The organism is Rhizobium sp. SEMIA4064 (assembly GCF_003025035.1).
Taxonomy (GTDB): Bacteria; Pseudomonadota; Alphaproteobacteria; order Rhizobiales; family Rhizobiaceae; genus Rhizobium; species Rhizobium paranaense.
Genome location: NZ_PYJN01000019.1, coordinates 512,345 through 538,028, shown reverse-complemented (window position 1 = coordinate 538,028; position 25,684 = coordinate 512,345). Strand labels below are relative to the sequence as shown.

The following is a 25,684-nucleotide window of genomic DNA, read 5'->3' as shown; positions in this document are numbered from 1 at the left end:
ATTCTCAAGCCGCCTTCGCCATAGCCATCTGCAGCAGCGCCTTTGCCGCGCTTTCGTCTGTTATCAGCGTATTGCAGCCGATGCGCTTGATGGTGGCGCGGATTGCAAGGGCGCGGTGGGCGCCGCCGGAAGACAGCACGATGTGCTTGGCCTTCTTCAACGTGTCGAGATCGACCGACATGACGCGCTTGTTGATCGGATGATCGACGGAATTGCCCTCGGCGTCGAGGAAATTGAACATGGTGTCACAGACGCAGCCCGCCTCGATCAACTGATCCAGCTCCTGCTTCGATATAAAGCCTTCCGACAGCGAGGTGGAGCGGGGTCCGATATCGCCACAGCTCACAATGGCGAGATCGAGGCTTTCGGCCAGGCGATAGATCGCCTCCAGACCGCATTTTTCGATCAGATTGCGCTTGGTCTCGATGGAATCGACCAGGAGCGGCGCCAGGAACATGTAGCATTCCGCGCCGAGTTGGCTCGCCAGACGCCACGTATAGTCGATGGGGTTGGTCTGCTGGACGGCGACGATGCCACCAAGCAGCGAGACGACTTTGCAATTGTCGCGGCGTGGCGGGCGGAAGCTTCCGAGCGAGGCCGTCATCGTCCGGCCCCAGCCGACGCCGATCGTATAATTGTCGGGAATCGCTTCGGTCAGGAATTGGCCGAGCGCCAGGCCGACGCTTTTCGCCTGAGCGTCGACGTCTCCGCCTGCGGGCGACGGAACGACGATCGCCTCGTCCAGCCCATAGGCGCGCTCCAGCTTGATCGCCAGTTCGACGCAATCGTCGATGCCTTCATTGATCCAGATCTGCACTTCGCTGCGACGCATCGCCTCGTCCAGCAGGCGGATGACCGTGGTCCGGCTGATGCCGAGCTGTTCGGCGACATCCTTCTGCGTCAGGCCCTGATTGTAATAGAGCCACGCAGCGCGCAGCCTCAGAGACGCCGTCTCCGAATAGGCGGTGTGTGTCCCACGTCTGAGTTTGGCCACAGGTCCTCCGGCAAGATTTTTGCACGCCCTTTTGTTTTAATGATCGCAAACGACAAAGGTTGCGGCGATCGCACAGGACAGGGGCGGCAAGATCAGCTCTTCTATCCACCGATATTCTATGGCCTGAAACTTATGTCAATTGAAATGCACAAATGTCCTTGACTTTTCGCTGCGAGATTGATGATAGTCGCCGTGAGGAAGTCGGTCTTTGTCCAGTCGAGGAGGACAATGTGCGGGTGCGCAGCCGTGGACGTATTTCACCGGACAGGGAGCGATATAGTGCGCTCGCTTTCGGTGAAAAGCCTTGTCCGGTAAGGTTGTTTCTTCGCAGCTTTGACCACTCGCCGGAAATGGAACTTTCGCGCTTTTTCTCCCGTTACATAGGGAAGGGAGAAAAGGTGCAATCCGCCTGCAGTTTCGTGTCGTCTATCGAACCGGACGGGATTTCGCGCCGGTCCATCATCCCCACAATGGGCCAATTCAACAAGGATACGTATCATGACATCCAAGCTTGACCAACTTCGCGCTATGACGACGGTCGTGGCCGACACCGGCGATATCGAGGCGGTTGCTCGCCTGAAGCCGGTCGATTGCACGACCAATCCGACCATCGTCCTGAAGGCGCTCGGCACCCCGATGTTCGCCGATGCGATCAAGGAAGCCGTCGCTTGGGGCAAGAAGCAGGGTGGTACGCCGGATGCTGTTGCCGCTGCTGTCGCCGATCGTCTGGCAATCTCCGTCGGCGCCGCTCTCTCCGGCCTCGTTCCCGGTCGTGTTTCGACCGAAGTCGATGCCGATCTGTCCTTCAACACCGAAGGTTCGATCGCCAAGGCCCGCTCCATTATTGCCGCCTACAAGGAACGCGGCATCGGTCATGACCGCATCCTGATCAAGCTCGCTTCCACCTGGGAAGGCATCCGCGCCGCCGAAGTGCTGCAAAAGGAAGGCATCGACTGCAACCTGACGCTGCTCTTCAGCAAGGCCCAGGCCGTTGCCTGCGCCGACGCCAAGGTTTTCCTGATCTCGCCCTTCGTCGGCCGCATTCTCGACTGGTACAAGAAGTCGACCGGCAAGGAGTACACTCCGGAAGAAGATCCGGGCGTTATTTCCGTTCGCGAAATCTACAACTACTACAAGGCCAATGACATCAAGACGATCGTCATGGGCGCTTCCTTCCGCAGCGCCGGCGAAATCGAAGCGCTGGCCGGCTGCGATCGCCTGACGATCAGCCCGAACCTGCTTGACGAACTTGCCAAGGATGAAGGCAAGCTGGAGCGCAAGCTCTCGCCGGAAAGCAAGACTTCCGTCGCCAAGATCGCCGTCGACGAAAAGACCTTCCGCTGGATGATGAACGAAGATGCGATGGCGACCGAAAAGCTCGCCGAAGGCATTCGCGCATTCGCCAAGGACCTGATCGCCCTGCGCACCATGGTCGGCAAGGAACTGCAGCTCGCTGCCGCCTAAGCTGATGGTGAGAGCCTTCTGTCCAACGGGGTGAAGGCCGCGCACAAACTAGATCGAAGGGCGTCACATCGCGAGTGGCGCCCTTTTTTGTTGAGGCCCATCCACGCCCGACATCCACGTCCCGTCGCCGGCTGGTTGCGCGTACCAGTGGCGTAAATTTCGATCATGTTACTGTAACGTACTTACCTGCGGATACTTCCCTTCGCTATCTGGTTCGGGTTCGCCACAGCCGCGACCGGATAGTAGTTGTTGCCGAAAGCTGGAGGGGGCATGAAGAACAGTCTTATTTCCGCGTCAGTGGCCTTTGCCGCTGCCCTTGCGTCTGTCGGAACCGTCAGTGCCGATGCGGCCGATCTGGTCATCGCGATGCCGAATTGGCCTTCCGGCCAGGCGGCGGCGAATATTCTGAAGGTCGCGATTGCTAAGGAGTATCGGCTCGATGCAGAGGTCCGGGAGCTTGGAACTCTTACCGCCTTCAACGGTCTCGAAAGCGGCGAGGTCGATATCAATCCCGAAGTCTGGCGGCCGAACCTCGACAGTCTGATCGAGAAATACGTCAACGAAAAGCACGTCGTCGAGGTGGCGGCGCGCGGTGTCGATGCCTGGGAAGGCCTTTGCGCCACGCCAGATGCGGTCGCTGCCGGTATAAAGGACATCGCGGATTTGAGCGATCCCGCCAAGACGGCACTTCTGGATACTGACGGCGACGGACGCGGAGAACTGTGGATCGGGGCGGCCACATGGTTGTCGACGGGCATCGAGAGAGTACGCGCCAACAGCTATGGCTATGCGAAAAATCTGACCCTGGTCGAAGCGGAGGAAGAGGTCGGTATGGCTGCGGTCGATGCCGCCGTCGCGACCGGACGGCCGATGGTGTTTGCCTGCTACGCGCCACATCACGTCTTCGAGTTGCACAAGATCGTGCGGCTGACAGAGCCACCCTATGATGTCTCCAAATGGAAGATCATGCCCGCGAGCGATCCGACCTGGATCAGCGATTCGAGCGCACCGGTCGCCTGGCCGGCCACGAGTTTTCACATTGCCTATGCCGCCGCCTTCGCAAAGAAGCACACCGATGTTGCGAGCTTTCTCGAGAAGGTCGATTTCACCCCAGAGGAAATTACGCATATGACCTACGCCTTGCAGGTGGAGCGTCAGCTGCCTCTGGAATTTGCGAAGCAGTGGGTAGACAGCCATGCCTCTCGCGTCGACGGATGGGCAAAGCCATGAGAACCGACCCGACAAAGAACGCCGAGACCATGACAAAGGTGGAGGCAAGATCGGAGCGAGGCTGGAGGCGCACGACAGCCGTCATACTCCTGGCAGCAGTCACAGGTCTTGGCCCCCTCGTTGCGCTTGCGGCGCAGACGCAGATCTTCGATCCGCGGACCCGAACCTGGGTCGACTACGACGCGAAGAAGGCGCGTCAATATTACGCCCGCAACAAACAGGTGCCGGATGCTTTTCGCAGGCAGGTCGTTCCCTTCCGCACGGCAGAAGAGCCGGGAACGATCATCATCGACGGCAACCAGCATTTTCTCTATCTGGTTCAGCCCGGCGGCCAGGCGATCCGCTATGGCATAGGCGTTGGGCGGGAAGGTTTCGGCTGGGCCGGCATCGTGCGCGTCGGGTGCACGGCGGAGTGGCCGACCTGGACACCGCCCGCCGAAATGGTCGCCCGTGATCCGAATGCGGTGAAATGGGCGAACGGCATGCCGGGCGGACCCGACAACCCACTCGGGGCGAGAGCGCTCTACCTGTATGAAGGCAACAATGACACTATCTACCGCATTCACGGCACGCCGGAGTCATGGAGTATCGGCCTCGATGTCTCCTCCGGATGCATACGCATGAACAATGACGATATCATCGACCTGCACTCTCGCGTGAAGATCGGTGCAAAGGTGATCGTGCTCATGCAGGGCGCAGCCCTTTACAAGGGCGTATGACCGCAAAATAGGGGATGGAACATGACGAAATGGAATGGCTGGTCCGCGGCACGATTGCTTTTCCCGCTTGTGCTCCTTGCGCCAGTGACGGCATGCGTATCCTCGCCGCCGCCCGACCAGATGGCTCGAACGAAACTACAGACGGCACCCGCCGATCTACAACTCCTATGCGCTGACGCCGCAGCAAAATCCGCCGGCCTTACGCAGAACAAGGTGCTTCCGACGAATTCGCAGCAATTGGATGCGACCACCTACCGAGTCGAGTTGAATGCGACGGGTCGCAGATTCAATTGCATCATCGACAACACCGGCAAGGTCGCTTCGGTGCAACCGGTGGCGTGACGCTTCTTCAGCCCAGCGTGCGGGGGTGTCAGGCGAAGAATTCCGCCCTGAGCTTCTCGGAATCGCTGCCGATCGTCGGGGCGGCGAGGTCGTTCTTGTGTCTGACACCGTCGACACGGATTGGGCTTGCCGTCGTGTGAACGGAAACGCCGTCGCCGCGGGTTACCGTCTGCAGCATATCGAGCTGGCGGAAGGCGGCGGTTTTCAGCAGCTTCGGCCAGTCCAGCACTTCGGCGGCCCAAATATCGGCGGGCTCCAAAATGGCCAGCCATTCCTTCACCGTCTTCTGATGCAGGCGGCTGGCGATCAGGCTCTTGATCTGGTCGCGGCGGGTGAAGGCCTCGTCCGGTGTAAACTCGGCAAGCGCCGGAAGCTCGAAGAGAGGCGCCAGCTTTGGCAGCGGCATCATGGCAAGCGCCAGCCAGCCATCGGCGCAATGATAGACGCCGTAGGGAGCCGAAAGATAGGCGTGGGCATTGCGCACGGAGGATTTCTTCGGCAGGCGGCCGCCATCGTTCAGATGGGTCGTCAGTACCTCGAATTGGAAATCAATCATCGCTTCCAGCAGGCTGGTTTCCACATGGACGCCCTGGCCGGTAACGCCGCGCCGCACGAGGCCGGCGAGGATGCCCTGGACGATGAGGTTGCCGGCGAGCATGTCGGCAACCGCAAGGCCGAAGGGCACGGGGCCATCATCGGCTTCGCCGTTCAGCCACATGGCGCCGGAGCGGGCCTGGGCGAGCAGGTCCTGACCAGGAAAATGCCGCCACTCGTTATCCGGCCCGTAGCCGGTGATGCTGCCATAGACGATGCGGGGATTGATCTTGGCGACCGAGGCGTAGTCGAGACCCAGGCGATCGATGACCCCAGGACGGAAATTCTGGATGATGACGTCAGCCTTTGCGATCAGGACGCGAAGGTCCCGCAGGTCGCCTTCGTCCTTCATGTTGATGGCGAAGCTTTCCTTGCCGCGGTTGATTGCATGGAACAGCGTCGAGTCGCTGCCGATTTCGGTGTCGCTGAGATAGAGCCGGCGGCAGAGATCGCCGCCATCGGGACGCTCGACCTTGATCACCCGCGCGCCGAGATCGCCAAGCCGGAGGGCGGCCATCGGTCCGGCGAGGAACTGGCTCATATCGAGCACCGTGATGCCGGCGAGCAGGCCGTCATTGCTTCCTTTGGTCATTTCAGCTCTTCAATTCCGGAGCGTCTGCTGGCCGGCCGTTCTTGTAGCGTACCGTCTGGATATGCTCGCAATAGAGTACCAGCTCGCCTTCGCCCTTGAAGACCTCGTAGGAAGAGCGGATCAGGCCGAGATCCTTGTATTTCGGCTGTTTATCGAGGTTGGTGCGGATGGTGTAGATCGTATCGCCAATGAATGTGGGCTTGATGAAGCGCAGCTTGTCGTAGCCATACGAGAACGCATTGATGCAGTTGGTGGCGACGAGGCCGAGGCCCGCGGAAAAGACGAAGGCGCCGGCGACGAGGCGCTTGCCGAACAGACCCTCCGTCTCCGCAAAGATCTGGTCGCTGACATAGGGATGCATATCGAGCACGAGGGCGTTGAACTGCTGGGATTCACCTTCGGAGATCGTCCGCCGCAGCGAGCGGATCTTGTGGCCGATTTCGAAATCTTCGTAGAACCAGTTTTCCGAGTTCCAGACGGGAATATCGGCATGATCCGCCGGCATGGTCTTGGGATGAGTGCTGGAAATGCCGACGGTGGCGGTCATTGTATTGGCTTTCGAGAAAATCGTGGAGCGCTCAAAGTGACCAGAGGCGCTTGGCGTTGAGCCGATAGAGGCTGTTGCGTTCGTCGGCGCTTGCTCCTTTGGTCAGTGCATGCGTGGCGCCGACCCAAGTGGAGAGACCGCCGCCCAGCGTGCAGACCGGCCAATCGCTGCCCCAGATGACGCGATCCCAGCCGAAGCTTGCTATCGAATGCTCGACGAAAGGGCGCAGCGTATCGACGGTCCAGCTATCGGGGTCGGCATAGGCGACGACGCCGGAAATCTTGACGACGACGTTCGGCCGCCTGGCCATCTCGGTGATTCCGGCGGTCCAGACCGCGCTGAAACTATCCTTGACCGCGGGCACGCCGCAATGATCGAGAATGAACTGAACATTGGGGTTGAGGTCGACCAGCGCGATCGCCTTGACGATCTGATGCGGCAGCACGCAGAAATCGAAGGTGAGGCGGGTGCCGCCGAGCCGCTTCAGATTTTCGCGGAAAAGTGCGCCCTCGGAAACATCGTCCGGTACGACATGCAGCACACGACGGAAACCCTTGACGAAGGGATCGGCGAGCACGCGTTCGAGATAGGCGGGGAAGCCGGCATCTTCCGGACGGCAGGCAGCGATGGCACCGCGGATCAGGTTGCCGGGCTGCCGGCTCAAATCCTTGACGTATTCCGTTTCCCGCTCGATATCGCTCTCGGCGACATCCACCTCCATATGCAGTGTGTCGGTAATCCCCAGGCGATGGGCTTCGCGTGCATAGTCCGCATAGAGGCTGTCGCGGTTCAGCGCGCCGGCCCCTTCCAGCCAGGGATATCCAAGTTTCGCGCGATCGACGATGTGCAGGTGGCTGTCGAAAAGCATGGCGATCCTCCCATCATGCTGATCAATATATACTCACAGAAGAATAGTTTATTCAAATAAAAATTATATCTCGGCGTTGTCCAATGTCCCGGCGACGGTCTCCGATACGTCCTTGGCTGCTTCGCGGACATATTGGATGACCTGCTCATAGCTCGGCGCATTCGGGTTGACCGGCTGGATATAGGGGCAGGTGAGCGCGGCCAGCGCATAACCATCCAGTGCCAGCACAGGTGCCGAGATGTTGCGCACCCCATTGGTCTGCAGACTGTCCATCGTCTCGAAACCCTGCTCCTTGATCACCTGGAGGCGTTTATCGAGATCTGATGGCATCGGCACATCATCGTCTTGTTGCCGCTGCTGCTCGTTGATCATCATCTTGCGATGTTTCTCGTCGCGGAAGGCCAGCAGGACGTGGCCAGAGCCGGTGTTGAACAGGTTGATCTGGGCGCCGACGCGGATCGAGATGCCCCAATAGGTCGGCGAATCCTGCTGAGCAATGACGATGACCGAGCCGCGGTCGAAAATCGCCAGATGGCAGGCTTGCTCGGCGCGATTGGAGAATTCGCGCATCAGCGGCGTGGCGAAGGAAACGAGGCGGCGCACCGGTGCGTGGTAATGCGCCAGGCCGAAAAGCTTCAGGGTCAGATAGAAGCGGTCGCCATCCTGCCGCTGCACATAACCACGCCGGACCAGGCGATCGAGCATGCGGTAGAACTCGTTGGGGCTCTTGCCGAGCGCCTTGGCGATTTCCGCCTGGGTCAGCCCTCCGTCGATGCGCGCCAGCAGTTCGAGGATATCGAGGCCTTTGTCCAGCGCCGGTGCGCGGTATCGATCGCTGTCGTCTTCTACACTCATAGAGGCCTCACTAGGGAAATATGATTCATCATTCATATATGAATGAAAGCGATTTGCAAGCGCCCGCGATGCCGGCTTGACGGTCAGTGAATAAGGTGTTTACATATAAATCATTGATCCATATTTGGATCGTGAGGGCGATCGGGCGGAGTGTTCGGTCCTTTAGGGAGGAAATTCAATGAGGAATTTGAAGGCCGGTCTCGCCGCCGGCGTATTGGCATTGTTCGCGAGCTCCGCGATCTCTGCTGCCGACCTGCCCGGCAAGTTCCCGGGCGTGACGATCGACGCCAAGCTGATCGGCGGCCAGCAATACGAGCCGCTTTATGCGCGCATTTCCGAGTGGGAGAAGGAGACTGGCGCTAAGGTCAACATCCTCTCCAAGAAGAACCACTTCGAGCTCGACAAGGAAATCAAGTCGGACATGGCGTCGGGCGATATTTCCTGGTGCGTCGGCTCGAACCACTCGTCCTTCGCCCCCCAGTATCCCGACCTCTACACCGATCTTGGCAAGCTGCTGCCGAAGGAAGAAATCGCCAAGTTCGTCGATTCGACGATCGAGGCATCGACCATCGACGGCCGGCTGATCATGCTGCCGCGTGCCCAGTTCGACGTTTCGGCTCTCTACTACCAGAAGAGCCTCTACAATGATGAGGCCAAGAAGACGGCATTCAAGACCAAGTACGGCTACGATCTGGCACCGCCGAAGACCTGGAAGGAAGTGTCCGATCAGGCGACGTTCTTCGCCAATCCGCCGAACTTCTTCGGCACGCAGTTCCCCGGCAAGGAAGAGGCGATCAACGGCCGCTTCTATGAAATGCTGGTCGCCGAGGGCGGCGAATATCTCGGCAAGGACGGCAAGCCGGCCTTCAATTCCGAAGCCGGCGTGCGCGCGCTCGACTGGTTCGTGAACATGTACAAGGCAAAGGCCGTTCCGGCTGGCACGACCAACTATCTCTGGGACGATCTCGGCGCTGGCTTCGCATCGGGCACCGTCGCGCTCGATCTCGATTGGCCGGGCTGGGCGACCTATTTCAACGATCCGAAGTCTTCGAAGATTGCCGGCAATGTCGGCGTCGTCGTGCAGCCCGTCGGTTCGGCCGGCAAGCACACCGGCTGGTCCGGCCATCATGGCTTCTCGGTGACGGAAGCGTGCAAGAACAAGGATGCTGCTGCCTCGCTCGTCTGGTTCCTGACCAACGACGATTCGCAGAAGCTTGAAGCTGCCAACGGCACGCTACCGACCCGCAAGGCCGTCTGGGACTGGGACATCCAGCAGGCTGCATCCGATCCCTATAAGAAGGAAGTGCTGAGCACTTTCCAGGAATCGATGAAGTACGCCTTCCCGGTTCCGCGCACGCCGCAATGGATCGAGATTTCCAACGTGGTCTATCCGGAACTTCAGGCTGCCATCCTCGGCGACAAGACGTCCAAGGAAGCGCTCGACACGGCTGCACAGAAGGCAACCGACGTTCTGAAGGACGCCGGCGCTCTCTGATCGCTGCAATAAAAGTCCCGCACCCTCTGCCGGATGCGGGACTTCTTTGAATAATACTTATGACCTGCGCCTTTAGGGGCCGGTCTGTCCGGCCGGTGTGATGCCGGCCCCTCGGCCCCATGCAATCGTATTCCGCGCAGTCCGAGCCACGCTGCTGAGGAATGCCGACAGGTGCAAACCATGTATAAGAAAATATCTCCACCGGTCCTGCTGCTTCTTCCGGCAATCATCGTGCTTGCGGCGGTGGTGCTGTTTCCGTTGCTTCTGTCTTTCTATTCCAGCTTCACGCCGTTCCGCCTGACGCGGCCGGCGACGCTCTTCACCTTTATCGGCCTTCGGAACTACACCCGCATTCTCACCGATCCGGTCTTCCTGGCGGCCTTCGTGCGCACCGTCGTGCTGCTGACCATCGCGCTCAATCTGGAAATGCTGCTCGGTCTCGGCCTGGCGTTGCTGGTCAACAAGGCGACTTACGGCAAACGCATCCTGCGCACGCTGATGATGTTCCCAATGATGTTTTCGCCGGTGCTCGTCGGCTTCCAGTTCAAATTCATGTTCAACGACAATGTCGGCATCATCAACAATGCCCTGCAATCCCTGGGCATCACCAACAATGCCATCCCGTGGCTGATCGACGGCAATCTGGCGCTGCTGTCCATCGTCATCGCCGAAGTCTGGTCGTCGACATCGGTCTTCGCCATTCTCATCCTCGCCGGCCTGCTTGCCATGCCGCAGGAGCCGGTGGAGGCCGCGAAAGTGGATGGCTGCACGAGCTGGCAGACCTTTCGTTATGTCACCTGGCCATTCCTGATGCCGTTCGCCTTCATCGCCATGACCATCCGTTCGCTCGACGTTGCCCGCGCCTATGACATCGTCAAGATCATGACGGATGGCGGCCCAGCGCGGCGCACGGAGCTGATTTGGACGCTCGTCGGGCGAACCGCCTATGCCGATGCGCAGATGGGGCTCGCCAACGCCATGGCCTATGTCTCGATCATCCTGTCGATCGCCTTCACAGTCTATTTCTTCCGTAAGCTGGCGCTTGCCCGCACCCAGATCGGAGCGGAGTGGTAATCATGGATCGCAACGCCAAACAACACATGCGTCGGCGCATCGGAAAAGTCGCCTATCTCATCGGCCTTTTCATTGCGATGCTCATCATCTGCCTACCGGGCTTCTGGATCATCCTTAGCTCGCTGCGCCCGACGGTCGAGATCATGGCGAAGCCGCCGGTCTGGATCCCGCAGGAGCTTTCGCTCGAAGCCTATCGCGCCATGTTCGGTGGCGCGGGGCAGGGCGGCATTCCCGTCTGGGATTATTTCCGCAATTCCCTCATCATCTCCGTCACCTCTACCGTCATTGCGCTCGTCATCGGCATGTCCGGCGGCTATGCCTTCGCCCGCTTTCGCTTCGCCGGCAAATCGGCGGTGTTCCTCGGCCTAATGCTGACGCGATCCGTGCCGGGCGTGGCGCTGTCGCTGCCGCTGTTCATGGTCTATGCCCGGCTCGGCATCATCGACACGCATTTCGGCCTGATCATCACCTATGTCGCGCTGAACGTGCCCTTCACCATCTGGCTGATCGACGGCTTCTTCCGGCAGGTGCCGAAGGATCTCGCCGAGGCGGCGCAGATCGACGGCTGCACGCGCTGGCAGGCCTTTTGGCAGGTGGAATTTCCGCTCGCCGGTCCCGGCATCGCCTCTGCCGGCATCTTCGCCTTCCTCACCTGCTGGAACGAATATGCATTGGCCTCGCAGCTCACGCGCTCGGTCGATTCCAAGACGCTGCCGGTCGGCCTTCTCGACTATACGGCCGAATTCACCATCGATTGGCGCGGCATGTGCGCTCTCGCGGTGGTGATGATCGTTCCGGCGCTCGCTCTCACCTTCATCATTCAGAAGCACCTGGTGTCCGGTTTGACATTCGGTGCGGTCAAAGGTTGAACCCCATGGCTCAGGTTTCTCTCAAAAAACTCGTCAAGCGCTACGGCGCCCTGGAAATCGTCCACGGGATCGATCTCGATATCAGGGACAAGGAATTCATCGCCTTGGTCGGGCCTTCCGGCTGCGGTAAGTCGACGACGCTGCGCATGATCGCCGGCCTCGAGGACATCTCCGACGGCGCCATCATGATCGGCGATATCATCGTCAACAACCTGCCGCCGCGCGATCGCAACATCTCCATGGTGTTCCAGTCCTATGCGCTCTATCCGCATATGACCGTGCGCGAAAACATGGGCTTCTCGCTGAAGATCGCCAAGCAGCCGCCAGCGGAAATCGACCAGCGTGTCAACGAAGCCGCCGCGATCCTCAGCCTGGAAGCGCTGATGGATCGCCGACCGGCGCAGCTTTCCGGCGGCCAGCGCCAGCGCGTCGCCATGGGGCGTGCCATCGTTCGCCAGCCGGAAGTCTTCCTCTTCGACGAGCCATTATCGAACCTTGACGCGAAACTCCGCACGCAGATGCGCACCGAGATCAAGAAGCTGCATGCCAAGGTGCAGTCGACGGTGATCTACGTCACCCACGACCAGGTGGAAGCGATGACGCTTGCCGACCGCATCGTCATCATGCGCGACGGCTATATCGAGCAGGTCGGCACGCCGGATGAAGTGTTCAAGCGGCCTGCCACACGCTTCGTCGCCGGCTTCATCGGCTCGCCGCCGATGAATATCGAGGAAGCGACGGTTTCGGCCGGTGCGCTGGTGTTCAGGAACGGCGACAAGCTGCCGTTGCCGGGGCAATTTGCAGACCGGGTCCAGGAGGGCGAAAAGGTTGCCTTCGGCCTGCGCCCGGACGATATTTTCCCGAGCGGGCACGGCTTGCATTCGGGCGCCGAAGCAGCGGTGCATGAGGTGACGTTGCCCGTTGCCATTACCGAGCCTCTTGGCAACGAAACTCTGGTCTTCGTCGAATTTGCCGGCCGCGAATGGGTGTCGCGCATGCTCAATCCGCGCGGATTGAAGAGCGGCGAACAACTGAAAATGAGCTTCGATCTCAGTCAGGCACATCTCTTTTCGGCCGAGACGGGCAAGAGCCTGGCGGTCTGAGCGAGGGAGACGGCACATGGCCCGCATCGAGAAAATTGAACTGCGCATGGTCGACCTGCCGCCGAAGGTGAAGCGGACGGATGCGATCCAGAGCTTCGTCAGCCAGGAGACGCCGATCGTTACCATCACCGATTCTGACGGTGCCGTCGGTACCGGCTACAGCTATACGATCGGCACCGGCGGTTCCTCGGTCATGCGGCTGCTATCGGACCATCTCGTGCCGCTGCTGATCGGCGAGGATGCCGATTGCATCGAGGCGATCTGGCACAGACTAGAATTCGCGACGCACGCGACGACCATCGGCGCCATCACCGCCCTGGCGCTTGCCGCCGTCGATACGGCGCTCTGGGATCTGCGCGCCAAGAAACAGAAGCTGCCGCTCTGGAAGCTCGCCGGCGGCGCCAAGGATCGCTGCCCGCTCTACACGACCGAAGGCGGCTGGCTGCACATCGAGAAGGAAGCGCTGGTCGAGGATGCCTTGCAGGCAAAGGCCAAGGGCTTCTCCGGCTCGAAAGTGAAGATCGGCAAGCCGCACGGATCGGAGGATTACGATCGGCTTTCGGCGATGCGCCTGGCGCTTGGCTCCGGCTTCGAGATCATGACGGACTGCAATCAGGGCTTCACGGTCGATGAGGTCATCCGTCGTGCTGCAAGGTTGAAGGAGCTGGATCTCGCCTGGATCGAGGAGCCGTTGCCGGCGGACGATCTTGACGGCCATATCCGCCTGACGCGCTCGACGCCGACGCCGATCGCGGTCGGCGAATCCATCTATTCCATCCGGCATTTCCGCGAATATATGCAGAAGGGTGCCTGCTCAATCGTCCAGGTCGATGTCGCCCGCATTGGCGGCATCACGCCCTGGCTGAAGGTGGCGCATGCGGCTGAGGCCTTCGATATTCCGGTCTGCCCGCACTTCCTGATGGAGCTGCATGTCAGCCTGGTCTGCGCCGTGCCGAATGGCAGGTATGTCGAATATATCCCGCAGCTCGACGATCTCACCACCAAGGGCATGGAGATCGTTGACGGCAAGGCTATCGCGCCCTCCGAACCCGGCATCGGCATCGCCTGGGATTGGGAAGCGGTGAAGGCGCGCTCGATCGGTGAATTCACGAAAGAGATTCACGGCTGAAGGAGGATAGGGCCATGCAGCGGATGGGGATGGTGATCGGTCTGGAGCCGTCGAAGATCGAGGAATACAAGCGCCTGCATGCGGCCGTTTGGCCCGAGATCCTGGCACTGATTTCCGAGTGCAACATCACCAATTATTCCATCTTCCTGAAGGAGCCGGAAAATCTGCTCTTCGGCTATTGGGAATATGTCGGCACCGATTTCGAGGCTGATATGGCCAAGATGGCCGCAAGCCCGAAAAACCAGGAATGGTGGTCCGTCTGCATACCCTGCCAGAAGCCGCTCGATACCCGTAGGGAAGGCGAGTGGTGGGCTATGATGGAAGAGGTGTTTCATCATGGCTAGGGATTCGAATGGAAAGCGCCGCGAAGCGGCCACCTCCCCCTTGAGGGGGGAGGTCGCGCGGAACGCGCGGGCGGGGGTGACGCTCGAGATGCGCATGTCCATCTTGCTTGCACGAGGAGGGATCACCCCACCCCGGACCTTCGGTCCGACCCTCCCCCTCAAGGGGAGGGTATAATGACCTTCGATCCCAAATCCCTCCGCCAATGGTGGCCTAAACCCACCAAGCCGCGCCCGATCGTCATCTTCGGCGCCGGCAGTATCGTCGGTGACGCGCACCTGCCGGCCTACAACAAGGCAGGTTTCCCGGTTGCCGGCCTCTATGATCCGAACGGCGAAAAGGCAAAGGCTTTGGCGGACCAATGGGGCATTCGCGCCTTCGCGTCTGAGGCGGAGGCGTTTGCCGTCGAAGGTGCGATCTTCGATCTGGCGACCCCGCCCGCTGCGCATGCCTCTATTCTTTCAAAGCTGCCACGCGGCTCTTTCGCGCTGATTCAGAAGCCTATGGGCGGTGATCTGGCCGCGGCGACGGAAATTCTCCGGGTGTGCCGCGAGCGCGACATCAAGGCGGCGGTCAATTTCCAGCTTCGGTTCGCGCCGATGATGCTGGCGCTCTATGATGCAGTGGACAAAGGCTACCTTGGCGAGGTCGTCGATTTCGATGCTTGGCTGGCGCTCTCGACGCCCTGGGGCCTCTGGCCGTTTCTCAAGGGCCTGCCGCGCATCGAGATTGCCATGCACTCGATCCACTATCTCGACTTCATTCGCGGGCTGCTCGGCAATCCCCAGGGCGTGCATGCCAAGACCATCGGCCATCCAAGCCATCAGGTGGCGCAGACGCGTACGGCCGCGATCCTCGACTATGGCGACAAGGTGCGCTGTGTGCTCTCCGTCAACCACGACCATGATTTCGGTCGCAAATTCCAGGCTTGCGAATTCCGCATCTCCGGGACGAAGGGTGCGGCCTATATCAAGCTCGGCGTCAATCTCGACTATCCGCACGGCGAGCCGGACGACCTGTGGATTCGCCCCGCTGGCGGCAGCGATTGGGTCGAGGTGAAGCTCGAAGGCGCCTGGTTCCCGGATGCCTTCGTCAACCGCATGGCCAATCTGCAGCGTTTTGCCTCGGGTGAAGATCAGGAGCTGATCGGTTCGGTTGAGGATGCCTGGCAGACCATGGCGCTGGTCGAGGCCGCCTATCAATCGAGCGCTGCGCCGGCAACGCCGATTGCCGCACTTCCAAAGGTGTAAGCGATGGCTGAACAGATGATCTACTTCGAAGACTATGAGCTTGGCCACGTTCGCACGACGACAGGACGGACGATCACCGAGACCGATTTCGTCGTCCATGCCGGGCACACCGGCGATTTCTTTCCGCATCATATGGATGCGGAATTCGCCAAGACCTTGCCGGGCGGTCAGCGCATTGCCCATGGCACGATGATCTTTTCGATCGGCGTCGGGCTGACGGCATCACTCATCAATCCCGTCGCCTTTTCCTATGGCTACGACCGGCTGCGGTTCATCCGCCCAGTCCATATCGGCGATACGATCCGCACGCGGGTGACGATATCGGCGAAAGAGGACGATCCGAAACGTCCGGCGTCCGGCCGGGTCGTCGAACGCTGCGAAGTGCTGAACCAGCGCGGCGAGGTGGTGCTTGCCGCAGACCATATCCTGATCGTCGAGCGCAAAGCGGCAAACTGAGAGAGAATGATGGCGCAACTCAAGGGAATGACCTGGTCGCATCCGCGCGGCTACGATCCGATGGTGGCTTGCTCGGCCATCTGGAAGGAAAAGACCGGCGTCGAGGTCGTCTGGGAGAAGCGCTCGCTGCAGGATTTCGAAACTTTTCCGGTCGAAGAGCTGGCTGCTGCCTACGACCTCATCGTCATCGATCATCCGCATGTCGGCCAGATCACCCGCGAGGACTGCCTGCTGCCGCTTGAAGATGCTGCGCATGCCGAAGAGCTTGCTGCAATCGCCGCAGGCACGGTCGGGCGCTCCTATCCGAGCTACAACTGGCAGGGCCGGCAGTGGGCATTCCCGCTCGATGCGGCAACGCAGGTTCAGGCTTACCGGCCTGATCGGTTGAGCGGCCCGGTCACCGATCTTGCCGAAATCGTCTCGCTGGCGGCCAAGGCCAAGGCGATCCTGCCGATGCGGTCGCCGCATGTGCTGATGACCTTCTTCACGCTTGCGGCGCATCTCGGCACGCCGTGCAGCGTCGAAGGGCCGGAGTGCATCGCCAAGGCGGATGGGGAAGCCGTGCTCGATTGGATGGCACGGATCGTCGGCGGCATGGATGCGAAATGTTACGATATGGACCCGATCGCTGTCTTCGATCTCATGAGCCAGCCGGATTGCCCCTATGACGTCGTTCCCTTCGTCTACGGCTACGTCAGCTATTCCTTCGCCGGATTCCGACCGGCGCGCTTGGCCTTTGCCGACATGCCGGTGATCGACGGTCGTGCGCCCAACGGCTCGGCGCTCGGCGGCACCGGTATTGCCGTTTCGGCCCGGACGCAGATGCCGGAGGAAGCCAAGGCCTTTGCACGTTGGATCGCCAGCGGGCCGGTGCAGGCAGGCGCCTATGCCAGCGGCAATGGCCAACCGGGCCACGCCGATGCCTGGGTGAGCGATGCCGTCAACGCGCCGACGCTCGATTTCTACCGCAATACGCGCGCTACGCTGGAGGGCGCCTATGTCCGGCCACGTCATGACGGCTACATGGCTTTCCAGAGCGAAGCTTCTGATATTATTAACAATGGACTGCGTACCGCCGCGCGGCATACAGTCCTCATCGACAAGCTCAACCAGCTCTTCGCGCAATCGTTCGAAAGCTAGGGCAAGGCGGCTTTAGCTGTTTGTTTTCGCATGATCTTATCCGCAAGCAACCACGCGTTTTCGTTTCGTGGCCTTTCGGTCCCGGGATCATGCCCTGGAGGAAAGGATTAGGATTATGAGTCACGGATTGGAAGGCAAGAAGGTCGTCATCACGGCGGCGGGACAGGGCATTGGCCGCGCCACGGCGGAGCGCTTCATTTCGCTCGGTGCGCATGTCTACGCCACCGACATCAACGAGCAGACGCTTTCGACGCTGGAAGGCGCCAGCAAGCATGTGCTGAACGTCCTCGACAGTGCTGCGGTCAAGGCTTACGCCGACGAACTCGGCCCGATCGACGTGCTCTTCAATTGCGCCGGCTTCGTGCATGCCGGCACCATTCTCGACTGCGAAGAGAAGGATTGGGATTTCTCCTTCAATCTCAATGCCAAGGCGATGTACACGACCTGCCGCACCTTCCTGTCGGGTATGCTCGAGAAGGGCAAAGGCTCGATCGTCAACATGTCCTCGGTCGCCTCCAGCGTGAAGGGCGTGCCGAATCGCTTCGCCTATTGCGCCTCCAAGGCAGCCGTGATCGGTCTCACCAAGTCGATCGCCGCCGATTTCGTCGCCAAGGGTATCCGCGCCAATGCCATTTGCCCCGGCACGGTCGATAGCCCGTCGCTGCATGAGCGCCTGCGCGCCACCGGCGATTATGAGAAGGCCATGACCGACTTCATCGCCCGCCAGCCGATGGGCCGCATCGCCGACGCCAACGAGATCGCAGCGCTGGTGACCTATCTGGCCGGCGACGAAGCGGGCTTCACCACCGGTCAGATCCATGTCATCGACGGTGGCTGGACAGCTTGAATCAGCATCTTTTCCGGAAGCGGAGGCCTCGCATTGCGGGGCCTCTTTTTGTTTGCCACCTTCGTCAGTGAATCTATATCTGATACATATTCAGCGAATGGGAGATCGGCATGCGCATGGACGAACCGCACCATCGTTTCGGGGCCGCCATGCTGTTGCACAAGCATCAGGTAATTCTGGTCAGCGTCGCAGCCGGCATCGTGTTCTTCCTGCTTCTGACCTCGCGTGCATTCAATGCGGGCAACATTCTCATCGGCTGGAATGCCACCGCCATCGTCTACATCGCGTACAGCCTGTACCGGATGCTGACATCCGATGTGCATCGCATTCGCAAGCGTTCGGCCGATCTCGATTTTTCGGACGCAGTTCTGCTGTTCCTATCGATCGCTGCCGCAATTGCCAGTATCGGCGGCATCGCTCTGGAACTCCTCGGCGTCAAGGAAGCGCCGCCGGAGGTGGCGTTTTTCCGCGCGGCAATGGCGATCGTGACGATCCTGATTTCCTGGGTGTTCCTGCACATGCTGTTCACTGTCCACTATGCGCACCGATTCTATCGCGGTCCGGGCAAGGGGCAGGGGTTGAAATTCGCCGAGCCGGTGGAGGAGCCCATCTATTGGGATTTCCTCTATTTCTCCTTCACCATCGGCGTTGCCGCCCAAACCGCCGATATCGGCGTATCCACCGTCAGCATGCGCAAGCTGGTGCTGCTGCATGCCATTCTGTCGTTCCTGTTCAACACGACGATCCTGGCCCTTGCTATCAATGTCGGGGCGAGCCTGGTGTAGCTCGCCGCCCTCCAAAGCATAGGTGAGTCATCGTCTGTTTAGAGCACGGCGTTGCCGGCCATCACCGCCATGATCAGGAAGACCAGGAAGACGATCAGGAAGAGCGCGAAAAGCACGCGGGCGATCGTCGCCGTTGCGGCCGAGACACCGGAAAAGCCGAAAAAGCCGGCGATCAGGGAAATCACGAAGAATATGAGGGCCCATTTCAGCATTAGGAAATCTCCTCTGCGTTGCGCCTAATGAAGACGCAGAAAAGGGGAAATTGTTCCGATGCCGTTTCGATCGTCGGGGGTTGGAATGACCCTTGGCCCTGCCGCATGCTCTGGGCGTTCGGCGCAGCAATCGACCCATTGGGCCGATTGCTTCGGTTACACCGAACCGCGCCTCACCCTCATCCGTGATTGATCATGACGTGGCGGACGGCGGTGTAGTCTTCGATCGCGTAGACCGACATGTCCTTGCCATAGCCGGATTGCTTCAGGCCACCATGCGGCATTTCGTTGACCAGCATGAAGTGGGTGTTGATCCAAGTGCAGCCGTATTGCAGGCGGGCGGCGGTTTGCATGCCGCGGCTGACGTCCTTGGTCCAGACGGAGGAGGCAAGGCCGTAGTCGCTGTCGTTGGCCCAGGCAACGGCATCGTCGGCGCTGGTGAAGCGGGTGACCGAGACGACGGGACCAAAGACTTCGCGGCGGACGATCTCGTCATCCTGCGTAGCGCCGGCAACCACGGTCGGGGCATAGAAGAAGCCACGATCACCAGAGGTCTTGCCGCCGGTGGTGATTTCCATGTGCTTGTGTTCGGCGGCGCGGGTGACGAAGCTTTCGACGCGGTCGCGCTGGCGCTTGGAGATCAGTGGACCGATTTCGTTTTCCGTGTCGTCGCCCAGATTGAACTTGATGCTGGAGACAGCGGAAGTGAGGTCGGCGACGAAATTGTCATAGACTTTGGCATCGGCATAGATGCGGCAGGCGGCGGTGCAGTCCTGGCCGGCATTGTAATAGCCGAAGGTTCTGATACCAGCGACGACGGCATCGATATCGGCATCGTCGAAGACGATGACCGGAGCCTTGCCGCCGAGTTCGAGATGCGTGCGCTTCACCGTTTTGGCCGCGGCCTGCAACACTTTCTTGCCGGTGGCGACATCGCCGGTGATGGAGACCATGCTGATCTTGGGGTGGTTGATCAACGCATTGCCGACGCTTTCGCCGCGACCGAGAATGACGTTGACGACACCTTCCGGCAGGATATCCGCCAAGAGTTTCGCCATCTTCAGTGCCGTCAGTGGCGTTTGTTCGGAGGGCTTGAAGACGACGGTGTTGCCGCCGGCAATGGCCGGTGCCAGTTTCCATGCCATCATCATCAACGGGTAGTTCCACGGCGCGATCGAGCCGACGATGCCGATCGGATCGCGGCGGATCATCGAGGTGTGGCCGGGCAGATATTCGCCGGCAACGGGGCCATGCAGGTTGCGCACCGCCCCGGCGAAGAAGCGGTAGCAATCGACGATGGCGGGGATTTCGTCATTCAGGACGGCATTGATCGGCTTGCCGCAGTTCAGCGCTTCCAGCGTTGCAAAGCCCTCGGCATCTTTCTCGATGGCATCGGCAATCTTCAGGAGATAGGTGGAGCGCTGCGCGGGTGTCGTCTGCGACCAGCTCGTGAAGGCCTTTTCGGCGGCGTCGACGGCAATGTCGATCTGGCTGAGCGAGGCCTCCGGCAGGTTGAGCACCGTCTCCCCGGTCTTCGGGTTGAGGATATGCTCTTCCGTTTCCGTGCCGGCCTCAAAGCGGGAGCCGATCAGCATTTGGGTATCCATTATTATCTCCCTTTCATTTGCCGCCGCCGGCGATCTGGTCGCCGTCGCGGGTAAGATAGTAGGCTGCCAGGATCGGCAGGAAGGTGACGAGCACCACGACCATGGCGACGACATTGGTGACGGGGCGCTGGCGTGGACGGATCAACTCTTCCAGCATCCAGATCGGCAAGGTCATCTGCTGGCCACCGGTGAAGGTGGTGACGATGACTTCGTCGAAGGACAGCGCGAAGGCGAGCATGCCGCCGGCGAGTAGCGCCGTGCCTATATTCGGCAGGATGATATGGCGGAAGGTCTGGAAACCGTCGGCGCCGAGGTCCATCGAGGCTTCGATCAGCGAGCCGGAGGTGCGGCGGAAACGGGCGACGGCGTTGTTATAGACCACGACGACGCAGAAGGTGGCGTGGCCGAGAACGATCGTCCAGACGGAGAAGGGAATATCGAACAGGCTGAAGGCCGAGCGCAGCGCTATGCCGGTGATGATGCCGGGAAGCGCGATCGGCAGGATCACCAGCAGCGAGATTGCCTCGCGGCCGAAGAATTTTGTCTGGCTGACGGCGGCAGCACAGAGCGTCCCGAGCACCAGAGCGATCGCGGTTGCGACGGTCGCTACCTGCACCGACAGCGCCAAGGACGACCAGACATCCGGCCGGTTCCAGGCAATGCCGAACCATTGCAGGGTGAGGCCCGGCGGCGGCCATTGGTAGCTCTTTTCCTCGGTCGTGAAGGCATAGACGAAGATCAGCAGGATCGGCAGATGCAGGAAGAGCAGCCCGCAGGTGGCGCCGATCTTCAAGGGCAGGGAAGCCTGTTGGCCGCGATCAGAGCGCATCGAAAGCCCCCTGTTTCTTGGCGATCCAGAGATAGATGGCCATGATGACGATCGGCACGACCGAAAAGGCGGCGGCGAGCGGCACGTTGCCGGCCGTGCCCTGCTGCGCATAGACGGCCTGGCCGATGAAGAGGCGCGAAGAGCCGATGATCTGCGGGATGATATAATCGCCAAGCGTCAGCGAGAAGGTGAAGATCGAGCCGGCGACGACGCCGGGCAGCGCCAGTGGCAGCAGCACCGTGCGGAAGGTCTGGTTCGGCGTGGCGCCGAGATCGGCCGAGGCTTCGAGGAGATTGGTGGGCACGCGCTCAAGGGCTGCCTGCGTCGGCAGGATCATATAGGGCAGCCAGATATAGACGAAGACGAGGAAGGTACCGATATAACTCACCGACAGCGAATTGCCGCCGACGATGGGCAGGTTGAGCACGCCGTCGAGCAGCCAGCCGAGACAGAGCTTGTCGAAAAGCCAGGTCAAAATGCCTTCCTTGGCGAGGATCAGCTTCCAGGCATAGACCTTGACCAGATAGCTCGACCAGAGCGGCAGCATGACACCGAGATAGAACAGCGCCTTCCATTTTCCCTTGGCGTACCGCGCCGCATAATAGGCGATGGGGAAGGCGACGAAGGAGGAGGCGATAGTTACCAGCGCCGCCATGATGACCGTGCGGATGATGATGTCGAAATTGGCGGAATTCAAAAGCTGCGCATAGGTCGCCAGCGTGAATTCGTAGTTCACCATCCCGGAGAAGTCGTCGATCGAGAAGAAGCTCTGCAGCAGCAGCGCGATCAGAGAGCCGATATAGATGATGCCGAGCCAGAGCAGCGGCGGCGTCAACATCAGGAAGAGCAGCAGCTTCGGGTGGCGCCAGAAGAGATCGGAGAGGCGGCCGAAGAAACCGCCCCGGCGTGGCAGGATCGAGGTGGCCGCGGGTGCGGCGATGGCGGCGGCTGTCATGCGGCGTCGTCCATGTAATGAATATCGGCAGGCAGCCAGGCGATGCGCACCGAGGCGCCGGTGTCGGGAATGGGTTGGCCGGCGGGCAGGGTGACATGCATGCGCGTGCCCTGCGCTTCCACCGAAAGCCGGGTGGCGGCGCCGAGGAAGCTCGTCGCCTGCACCGTCGCCGGAACGCCGGCATCCTGCGTCAGTCGTATCGCTTCCGGCCGCAGGCTTGCCCAGCGTCGTTCGCCGCCGAGCGATGACATCGTCTCAGGGGCGATTACATTGGAAGAACCGACGAAATCGGCGACGAACCGGGTCTTCGGCCGCTGATAGATATCGTGCGGCGTGCCCTCCTGCACGATCCTGCCATTGTTGAAGACGGCGACGCGGTCGGCCATGGAGAGAGCTTCGCCCTGATCGTGGGTGACGAAGACGAAGGTGATGCCGAGCGCCCGCTGAAGGCTCTTCAGCTCCTCCTGCATCTGCTCGCGCAGTTTCAGGTCCAGTGCGCCGAGCGGTTCGTCGAGCAGCAGCACCTTCGGCTTGTTGACGAGTGCGCGGGCGAGCGCCACGCGTTGGCGCTGGCCGCCGGAGAGCTGGCCGGGGCGGCGGTTGCCATAACCCGGCAGCTTCACCAATTCGAGCGCCTGTTCGGCGGCTCTCAGCCTTTCGGTCTTGCCGATGCCCTTGACCATCAGCCCATAGGCGACGTTGTCGAGGATATTGAGATGCGGAAAGAGGGCGTAGTCCTGAAAGACGGTGTTGACGTTGCGACGATAGGGCGGCACGCCCTCGGCGGTTTCGCCGAAGATCTCGATATGGCCGCCGGTCGGTTGCTCGAAACCGGCAATCAGCCTGAGGCAAGTGGTTTTGCCGGAGCCCGAGGGACCGAGCATGGCAAAGAATTCGCCGGACGCGATCTCCAGATCGACGCGGTCAACGGCGCGGACCTGGCCGAAATGGCGCGATACCTGCTGGAAACGAACGGCGGTCATGGGATGCTCCCGGGTATGCGGAGGTGAAGGGCATATTGTTCCGTCGCGCCTCTCCGTTTGGAAGAGGCTCGACGAGGCGATGAGGGGCGTCAGATTCGGGCCCCTCATCGTCCCGATGCGATCGCGCTCTTAGGCTGGAGAGGCGGTCGCCATTATCGGCGTGAACTATCTGCCCCCAATCACGCCGATATAGTCTGAAACCCAGCGATGGTAGGGTACGCATTCGCTCTCCGTCGTGCACTTGGCAACCGGGGTTTTCCAGAACTTGATCTTGTCGAAATGGTCGTAGCCGTTGGTGGCGCAGCCGCTGTCGGTCAGGAGCTCGTCGCCCTTGCAGGCGGCGGGAACCGAGGGCACCGCACCGAACCAGGCGGCTGCATCGCCCTGTACCTTGGCCTGCAGCGAATGTTCCATCCACATATAGGCGCAGTTCGGATGCTCGCTGTCGGCATGCAGCATGGTGGTATCGGCCCATCCGGTCGTGCCTTCATCCGGGAAGGTCGAGCCGATCTTCTGCTTGTCCGCCTGCAGCAGGTTCACCTGGAAGGGCCAGGAGCCGGAAGCGACGACGCCTTCGTTCTTGAAGTCGTCCGTCTGGATCATCGCATCGTGCCAATAACGGCTGACGAGCTTGCGCTGGCCGCGCAGAAGGTCGAGGGCGGCCTTGTACTGGTCTTCGTTGAGTTCGTAGGGGTCCTTGATGCCGAGTTCCGGCTTGTGGGCCATCAGATAAAGCGCAGCATCGGCGATATAGATCGGGCCGTCATAGGCCTGAACGCGGCCCTTGTTGGACTTGCCGTCCGGCAGGGTCATTTCCTCGAAGACGACTTTCCAGCTCTTGGGTGCTTGATCCTTGAAGGTGTCGGTATTGTACATCAGCACGTTCGGCCCCCAGAGATAGGGCACGCCGTAGTGCACACCGTTGACGGTATGCCATGGCGCATTTTTCAAACGTTCATCCAGATTTTTCCAGCTCGGAATCAGATCGGTGTTGATCGGCTGGACACGCTTGCCGGCAACGAGGCGCAGCGACGCGTCGCCTGAGGCGGTCACAAGATCGAAGCCGCCTTCGTTCATCAGCGCGACCATTTCATCGGAGGTGGCGGCGGTCTTAACGCTCACCTTGCAGCCCGTGTCCTTTTCGAATTGGGTGACCCAATCGTAATTCTTGTCGCTCTCGCCGCGCTCGATATAGCCGGACCAAGCAACGATGCTGACGGCACCTTCGCCTTTGCCGAGCGTCTTCAGCGGCTCAGCGGCGATGACCTGCGTGGCGAAACTTAAACATGCGAGCGCAGCCGTGCATGGTTTCAGCAGATGCTTCATCAAACTCTCCCGGTTCTTGAGCCAGTTGGTATCGGAGCCAGTTTCTGGCGTTTTGTTCCCGGAGAAAAAGGTGACGCTATTTTGCCGTATTCGCAAATTCATTTATCAGAAAGTCGATATCGGAATTTCCGATAGCTGCTATCTTTGGCGGCCCGAACGCATGGCCTCGGCAATGCCGACGAAATCGCGGGCGGCCTGCGGCAGGCTGGAACCCTTGCGCCAGACCATGCCGACTTGCACGACCGGCAGCGCGCCGGAGACATCGCGGCTTTCGATCCGATCTCCTTCCAGCGACCAGGGGCGGTAGACGAGGTCCGGTAGCAGCGCTACGCCGGCGCCCGTGGCCACCAGGCTACGGACCGCCTCGACGGAGCGGGTACGGAAGGCGACATGCGGGCGGGCGCCGAGCGCCGTCAGCAGCTTGCCGGTATTCTCCTCGATCTCGTCGATGGTCAGCATGATCAGCGGTTCGCGGGTGATGTCGGCGACGCTGATGATATCGGCGGAAACCAGGGGGTGGCCTATGGGCAGCCAGAGGCGATAGGGGGATGTCTCAAGGATTTCCGCCTGCAGCGCCATGCGGTCGCGCAGGTTGGAAATGACCATGACGGCGACATCGAGTTCGCCGCCGACCAGCAGGTGTTCGAGATAACCGCCATTGTCTTCGATGGCGCTGACTTCGACGCCGGGGCAGGCACGACGGTAACGCGCCAGGAGATCGGACAGCACATAACCGGCAACGAGCGAGGTGACCCCGATGTTCAACGTGCCGCCGGCCTCATTCTGCTGGCTGGAAAAACTGGTGCGCGCATCGGAAACGGTCGCGAGGATTTTTGTGGCGTGGCGCAGGAACTGGTGGCCGTTGTGGGTGATAGAGAGACCACGCGGATGGCGGTCGAAAAGCTCGACGCCAAGATCGCTTTCCAGCTCTTTCAGGGCTTCGGTGACCGAGGATTGCGAGATCGACAGGTTCTGTGCCGCACGGGTAATGGAGCCCTGTTCCGCCACGGCGACGAAATACTGAAGCTGTCTCAAAGTGAAGGCCATATATAGGTTAGAGCATGGGTTTAACGTGTA

At 60.5% G+C, this 25,684-nt stretch carries 27 protein-coding genes; 15 read left to right on the top strand and 12 right to left on the bottom strand.

Annotation, left to right across the window (positions count from 1 at the left end):
• Nucleotides 1–4: 4 nt before the first annotated feature.
• Complete coding sequence (locus C9E91_RS16310; protein WP_107109306.1) at nt 5–994, bottom strand: sugar-binding transcriptional regulator; 990 nt, start codon at nt 992–994, stop codon at nt 5–7.
• A gap of 498 nt (nt 995–1,492) precedes the next feature.
• On the opposite strand from C9E91_RS16310, the gene tal reads away from it, so the two are divergent.
• The 4 genes from tal to C9E91_RS16285 all read left to right on the top strand — a co-directional run bounded on the left by tal (nt 1,493) and on the right by C9E91_RS16285 (nt 4,749).
• A complete protein-coding gene (gene tal, locus C9E91_RS16300) occupies nt 1,493–2,458 on the top strand; it encodes a transaldolase (protein WP_107109304.1) in 966 nt (321 codons plus the stop codon).
• A gap of 270 nt (nt 2,459–2,728) precedes the next feature.
• A complete protein-coding gene (locus C9E91_RS16295; RefSeq protein ID WP_107109303.1) occupies nt 2,729–3,688 on the top strand; it encodes an ABC transporter substrate-binding protein in 960 nt (319 codons plus the stop codon).
• Nucleotides 3,689–3,717: 29 nt separating this feature from the next.
• Nucleotides 3,718–4,407: a L,D-transpeptidase gene (locus C9E91_RS16290; protein ID WP_107109478.1), complete on the top strand. Its 690-nt coding sequence runs from the start codon at nt 3,718–3,720 to the stop codon at nt 4,405–4,407.
• A gap of 21 nt (nt 4,408–4,428) precedes the next feature.
• A complete protein-coding gene (locus tag C9E91_RS16285) occupies nt 4,429–4,749 on the top strand; it encodes a hypothetical protein (protein ID WP_107109302.1) in 321 nt (106 codons plus the stop codon).
• A 28-nt stretch (nt 4,750–4,777) separates the two neighbouring features.
• Here C9E91_RS16285 and C9E91_RS16280 read toward each other — a convergent pair whose 3' ends face one another.
• The 4 genes from C9E91_RS16280 to C9E91_RS16265 all read right to left on the bottom strand — a co-directional run bounded on the left by C9E91_RS16280 (nt 4,778) and on the right by C9E91_RS16265 (nt 8,205).
• On the bottom strand, nt 4,778–5,935 hold the full coding sequence (locus C9E91_RS16280; RefSeq protein ID WP_107109301.1) for a CaiB/BaiF CoA transferase family protein: 1,158 nt from the start codon (nt 5,933–5,935) through the stop codon (nt 4,778–4,780).
• A gap of 1 nt (nt 5,936) precedes the next feature.
• Nucleotides 5,937–6,482 (bottom strand): MaoC family dehydratase, encoded by a 546-nt coding sequence (locus tag C9E91_RS16275; RefSeq protein WP_028752752.1) that lies wholly within the window; start codon nt 6,480–6,482, stop codon nt 5,937–5,939.
• Nucleotides 6,483–6,513: 31 nt separating this feature from the next.
• On the bottom strand, nt 6,514–7,350 hold the full coding sequence (locus C9E91_RS16270; protein ID WP_107109300.1) for an amidohydrolase family protein: 837 nt from the start codon (nt 7,348–7,350) through the stop codon (nt 6,514–6,516).
• Nucleotides 7,351–7,413: 63 nt separating this feature from the next.
• Nucleotides 7,414–8,205, bottom strand: coding sequence for an IclR family transcriptional regulator (locus C9E91_RS16265; RefSeq protein WP_107109299.1), 792 nt, complete (start codon nt 8,203–8,205; stop codon nt 7,414–7,416).
• A gap of 178 nt (nt 8,206–8,383) precedes the next feature.
• Here C9E91_RS16265 and C9E91_RS16260 point away from each other — a divergent pair, with 178 nt between their 5' ends.
• From C9E91_RS16260 to C9E91_RS16205, 11 genes are all read left to right on the top strand, one after another.
• Nucleotides 8,384–9,700, top strand: coding sequence for an ABC transporter substrate-binding protein (locus C9E91_RS16260; RefSeq protein ID WP_107109298.1), 1,317 nt, complete (start codon nt 8,384–8,386; stop codon nt 9,698–9,700).
• A gap of 180 nt (nt 9,701–9,880) precedes the next feature.
• Nucleotides 9,881–10,774: a carbohydrate ABC transporter permease gene (locus tag C9E91_RS16255; protein ID WP_107109297.1), complete on the top strand. Its 894-nt coding sequence runs from the start codon at nt 9,881–9,883 to the stop codon at nt 10,772–10,774.
• 2 nt (nt 10,775–10,776) lie between these two features.
• Nucleotides 10,777–11,643, top strand: a complete 867-nt coding sequence (locus tag C9E91_RS16250) for a carbohydrate ABC transporter permease (RefSeq protein ID WP_107109296.1) — start codon at nt 10,777–10,779, stop codon at nt 11,641–11,643.
• A gap of 5 nt (nt 11,644–11,648) precedes the next feature.
• Complete coding sequence (locus tag C9E91_RS16245) at nt 11,649–12,746, top strand: ABC transporter ATP-binding protein (protein ID WP_107109295.1); 1,098 nt, start codon at nt 11,649–11,651, stop codon at nt 12,744–12,746.
• A 16-nt stretch (nt 12,747–12,762) separates the two neighbouring features.
• Nucleotides 12,763–13,875, top strand: coding sequence for a mandelate racemase/muconate lactonizing enzyme family protein (locus C9E91_RS16240; RefSeq protein WP_107109294.1), 1,113 nt, complete (start codon nt 12,763–12,765; stop codon nt 13,873–13,875).
• A 14-nt stretch (nt 13,876–13,889) separates the two neighbouring features.
• On the top strand, nt 13,890–14,219 hold the full coding sequence (locus tag C9E91_RS16235) for an L-rhamnose mutarotase (protein WP_107109293.1): 330 nt from the start codon (nt 13,890–13,892) through the stop codon (nt 14,217–14,219).
• Between the two features lie 174 nt (nt 14,220–14,393).
• A complete protein-coding gene (locus tag C9E91_RS16225) occupies nt 14,394–15,467 on the top strand; it encodes a Gfo/Idh/MocA family protein (protein WP_107109291.1) in 1,074 nt (357 codons plus the stop codon).
• 3 nt (nt 15,468–15,470) lie between these two features.
• Nucleotides 15,471–15,923: a MaoC family dehydratase gene (locus C9E91_RS16220; protein WP_107109290.1), complete on the top strand. Its 453-nt coding sequence runs from the start codon at nt 15,471–15,473 to the stop codon at nt 15,921–15,923.
• 6 nt (nt 15,924–15,929) lie between these two features.
• Nucleotides 15,930–17,063 (top strand): extracellular solute-binding protein, encoded by a 1,134-nt coding sequence (locus C9E91_RS16215; RefSeq protein WP_107109289.1) that lies wholly within the window; start codon nt 15,930–15,932, stop codon nt 17,061–17,063.
• Between the two features lie 115 nt (nt 17,064–17,178).
• Complete coding sequence (locus C9E91_RS16210) at nt 17,179–17,910, top strand: SDR family oxidoreductase (RefSeq protein WP_107109288.1); 732 nt, start codon at nt 17,179–17,181, stop codon at nt 17,908–17,910.
• A 116-nt stretch (nt 17,911–18,026) separates the two neighbouring features.
• A complete protein-coding gene (locus C9E91_RS16205) occupies nt 18,027–18,695 on the top strand; it encodes a DUF1345 domain-containing protein (protein WP_107109477.1) in 669 nt (222 codons plus the stop codon).
• 38 nt (nt 18,696–18,733) lie between these two features.
• Here C9E91_RS16205 and C9E91_RS16200 read toward each other — a convergent pair whose 3' ends face one another.
• The 7 genes from C9E91_RS16200 to C9E91_RS16170 form a co-directional block, all read right to left on the bottom strand.
• Nucleotides 18,734–18,907, bottom strand: a complete 174-nt coding sequence (locus tag C9E91_RS16200; protein ID WP_104824347.1) for a DUF1328 domain-containing protein — start codon at nt 18,905–18,907, stop codon at nt 18,734–18,736.
• Between the two features lie 179 nt (nt 18,908–19,086).
• The gene (locus tag C9E91_RS16195; RefSeq protein WP_107109287.1) at nt 19,087–20,514 is read right to left on the bottom strand and encodes a gamma-aminobutyraldehyde dehydrogenase; all 1,428 of its coding nucleotides are present in this window, start codon (nt 20,512–20,514) and stop codon (nt 19,087–19,089) included.
• A 13-nt stretch (nt 20,515–20,527) separates the two neighbouring features.
• Complete coding sequence (locus C9E91_RS16190) at nt 20,528–21,343, bottom strand: ABC transporter permease (protein ID WP_107109286.1); 816 nt, start codon at nt 21,341–21,343, stop codon at nt 20,528–20,530.
• Nucleotides 21,333–22,298, bottom strand: coding sequence for an ABC transporter permease (locus tag C9E91_RS16185; RefSeq protein WP_107109285.1), 966 nt, complete (start codon nt 22,296–22,298; stop codon nt 21,333–21,335). Before C9E91_RS16185 ends, C9E91_RS16190 begins: the two co-directional genes overlap by 11 nt.
• A complete protein-coding gene (locus tag C9E91_RS16180; protein WP_107109284.1) occupies nt 22,295–23,281 on the bottom strand; it encodes an ABC transporter ATP-binding protein in 987 nt (328 codons plus the stop codon). The genes C9E91_RS16185 and C9E91_RS16180 overlap by 4 nt, the downstream gene beginning before the upstream one ends.
• Nucleotides 23,282–23,446: 165 nt before the next feature.
• Nucleotides 23,447–24,607 carry an ABC transporter substrate-binding protein gene (locus C9E91_RS16175; protein ID WP_107109283.1) on the bottom strand — a complete coding sequence of 387 codons (1,161 nt, stop codon included), beginning with the start codon at nt 24,605–24,607 and terminating at the stop codon, nt 23,447–23,449.
• 138 nt (nt 24,608–24,745) lie between these two features.
• Nucleotides 24,746–25,654: a LysR family transcriptional regulator gene (locus C9E91_RS16170; protein ID WP_107109282.1), complete on the bottom strand. Its 909-nt coding sequence runs from the start codon at nt 25,652–25,654 to the stop codon at nt 24,746–24,748.
• Nucleotides 25,655–25,684: the final 30 nt, after the last annotated feature.

Coding starts and splice junctions, on each gene's coding strand:
- C9E91_RS16195 (WP_107109287.1), bottom strand. CDS start 20,514: ATGGATACCCAAATGCTGATCGGCTCCCGCTTTGAGGCCGGCACGGAA.
- tal (WP_107109304.1), top strand. CDS start 1,493: ATGACATCCAAGCTTGACCAACTTCGCGCTATGACGACGGTCGTGGCC.
- C9E91_RS16175 (WP_107109283.1), bottom strand. CDS start 24,607: ATGAAGCATCTGCTGAAACCATGCACGGCTGCGCTCGCATGTTTAAGT.
- C9E91_RS16245 (WP_107109295.1), top strand. CDS start 11,649: ATGGCTCAGGTTTCTCTCAAAAAACTCGTCAAGCGCTACGGCGCCCTG.
- C9E91_RS16295 (WP_107109303.1), top strand. CDS start 2,729: ATGAAGAACAGTCTTATTTCCGCGTCAGTGGCCTTTGCCGCTGCCCTT.
- C9E91_RS16215 (WP_107109289.1), top strand. CDS start 15,930: ATGATGGCGCAACTCAAGGGAATGACCTGGTCGCATCCGCGCGGCTAC.
- C9E91_RS16250 (WP_107109296.1), top strand. CDS start 10,777: ATGGATCGCAACGCCAAACAACACATGCGTCGGCGCATCGGAAAAGTC.
- C9E91_RS16180 (WP_107109284.1), bottom strand. CDS start 23,281: ATGACCGCCGTTCGTTTCCAGCAGGTATCGCGCCATTTCGGCCAGGTC.
- C9E91_RS16240 (WP_107109294.1), top strand. CDS start 12,763: ATGGCCCGCATCGAGAAAATTGAACTGCGCATGGTCGACCTGCCGCCG.
- C9E91_RS16220 (WP_107109290.1), top strand. CDS start 15,471: ATGGCTGAACAGATGATCTACTTCGAAGACTATGAGCTTGGCCACGTT.
- C9E91_RS16290 (WP_107109478.1), top strand. CDS start 3,718: ATGACAAAGGTGGAGGCAAGATCGGAGCGAGGCTGGAGGCGCACGACA.
- C9E91_RS16170 (WP_107109282.1), bottom strand. CDS start 25,654: ATGGCCTTCACTTTGAGACAGCTTCAGTATTTCGTCGCCGTGGCGGAA.
- C9E91_RS16190 (WP_107109286.1), bottom strand. CDS start 21,343: ATGCGCTCTGATCGCGGCCAACAGGCTTCCCTGCCCTTGAAGATCGGC.
- C9E91_RS16200 (WP_104824347.1), bottom strand. CDS start 18,907: ATGCTGAAATGGGCCCTCATATTCTTCGTGATTTCCCTGATCGCCGGC.
- C9E91_RS16280 (WP_107109301.1), bottom strand. CDS start 5,935: ATGACCAAAGGAAGCAATGACGGCCTGCTCGCCGGCATCACGGTGCTC.
- C9E91_RS16260 (WP_107109298.1), top strand. CDS start 8,384: ATGAGGAATTTGAAGGCCGGTCTCGCCGCCGGCGTATTGGCATTGTTC.
- C9E91_RS16285 (WP_107109302.1), top strand. CDS start 4,429: ATGACGAAATGGAATGGCTGGTCCGCGGCACGATTGCTTTTCCCGCTT.
- C9E91_RS16275 (WP_028752752.1), bottom strand. CDS start 6,482: ATGACCGCCACCGTCGGCATTTCCAGCACTCATCCCAAGACCATGCCG.
- C9E91_RS16210 (WP_107109288.1), top strand. CDS start 17,179: ATGAGTCACGGATTGGAAGGCAAGAAGGTCGTCATCACGGCGGCGGGA.
- C9E91_RS16235 (WP_107109293.1), top strand. CDS start 13,890: ATGCAGCGGATGGGGATGGTGATCGGTCTGGAGCCGTCGAAGATCGAG.
- C9E91_RS16225 (WP_107109291.1), top strand. CDS start 14,394: ATGACCTTCGATCCCAAATCCCTCCGCCAATGGTGGCCTAAACCCACC.
- C9E91_RS16265 (WP_107109299.1), bottom strand. CDS start 8,205: ATGAGTGTAGAAGACGACAGCGATCGATACCGCGCACCGGCGCTGGAC.
- C9E91_RS16185 (WP_107109285.1), bottom strand. CDS start 22,298: ATGACAGCCGCCGCCATCGCCGCACCCGCGGCCACCTCGATCCTGCCA.
- C9E91_RS16255 (WP_107109297.1), top strand. CDS start 9,881: ATGTATAAGAAAATATCTCCACCGGTCCTGCTGCTTCTTCCGGCAATC.
- C9E91_RS16270 (WP_107109300.1), bottom strand. CDS start 7,350: ATGCTTTTCGACAGCCACCTGCACATCGTCGATCGCGCGAAACTTGGA.
- C9E91_RS16205 (WP_107109477.1), top strand. CDS start 18,027: ATGGACGAACCGCACCATCGTTTCGGGGCCGCCATGCTGTTGCACAAG.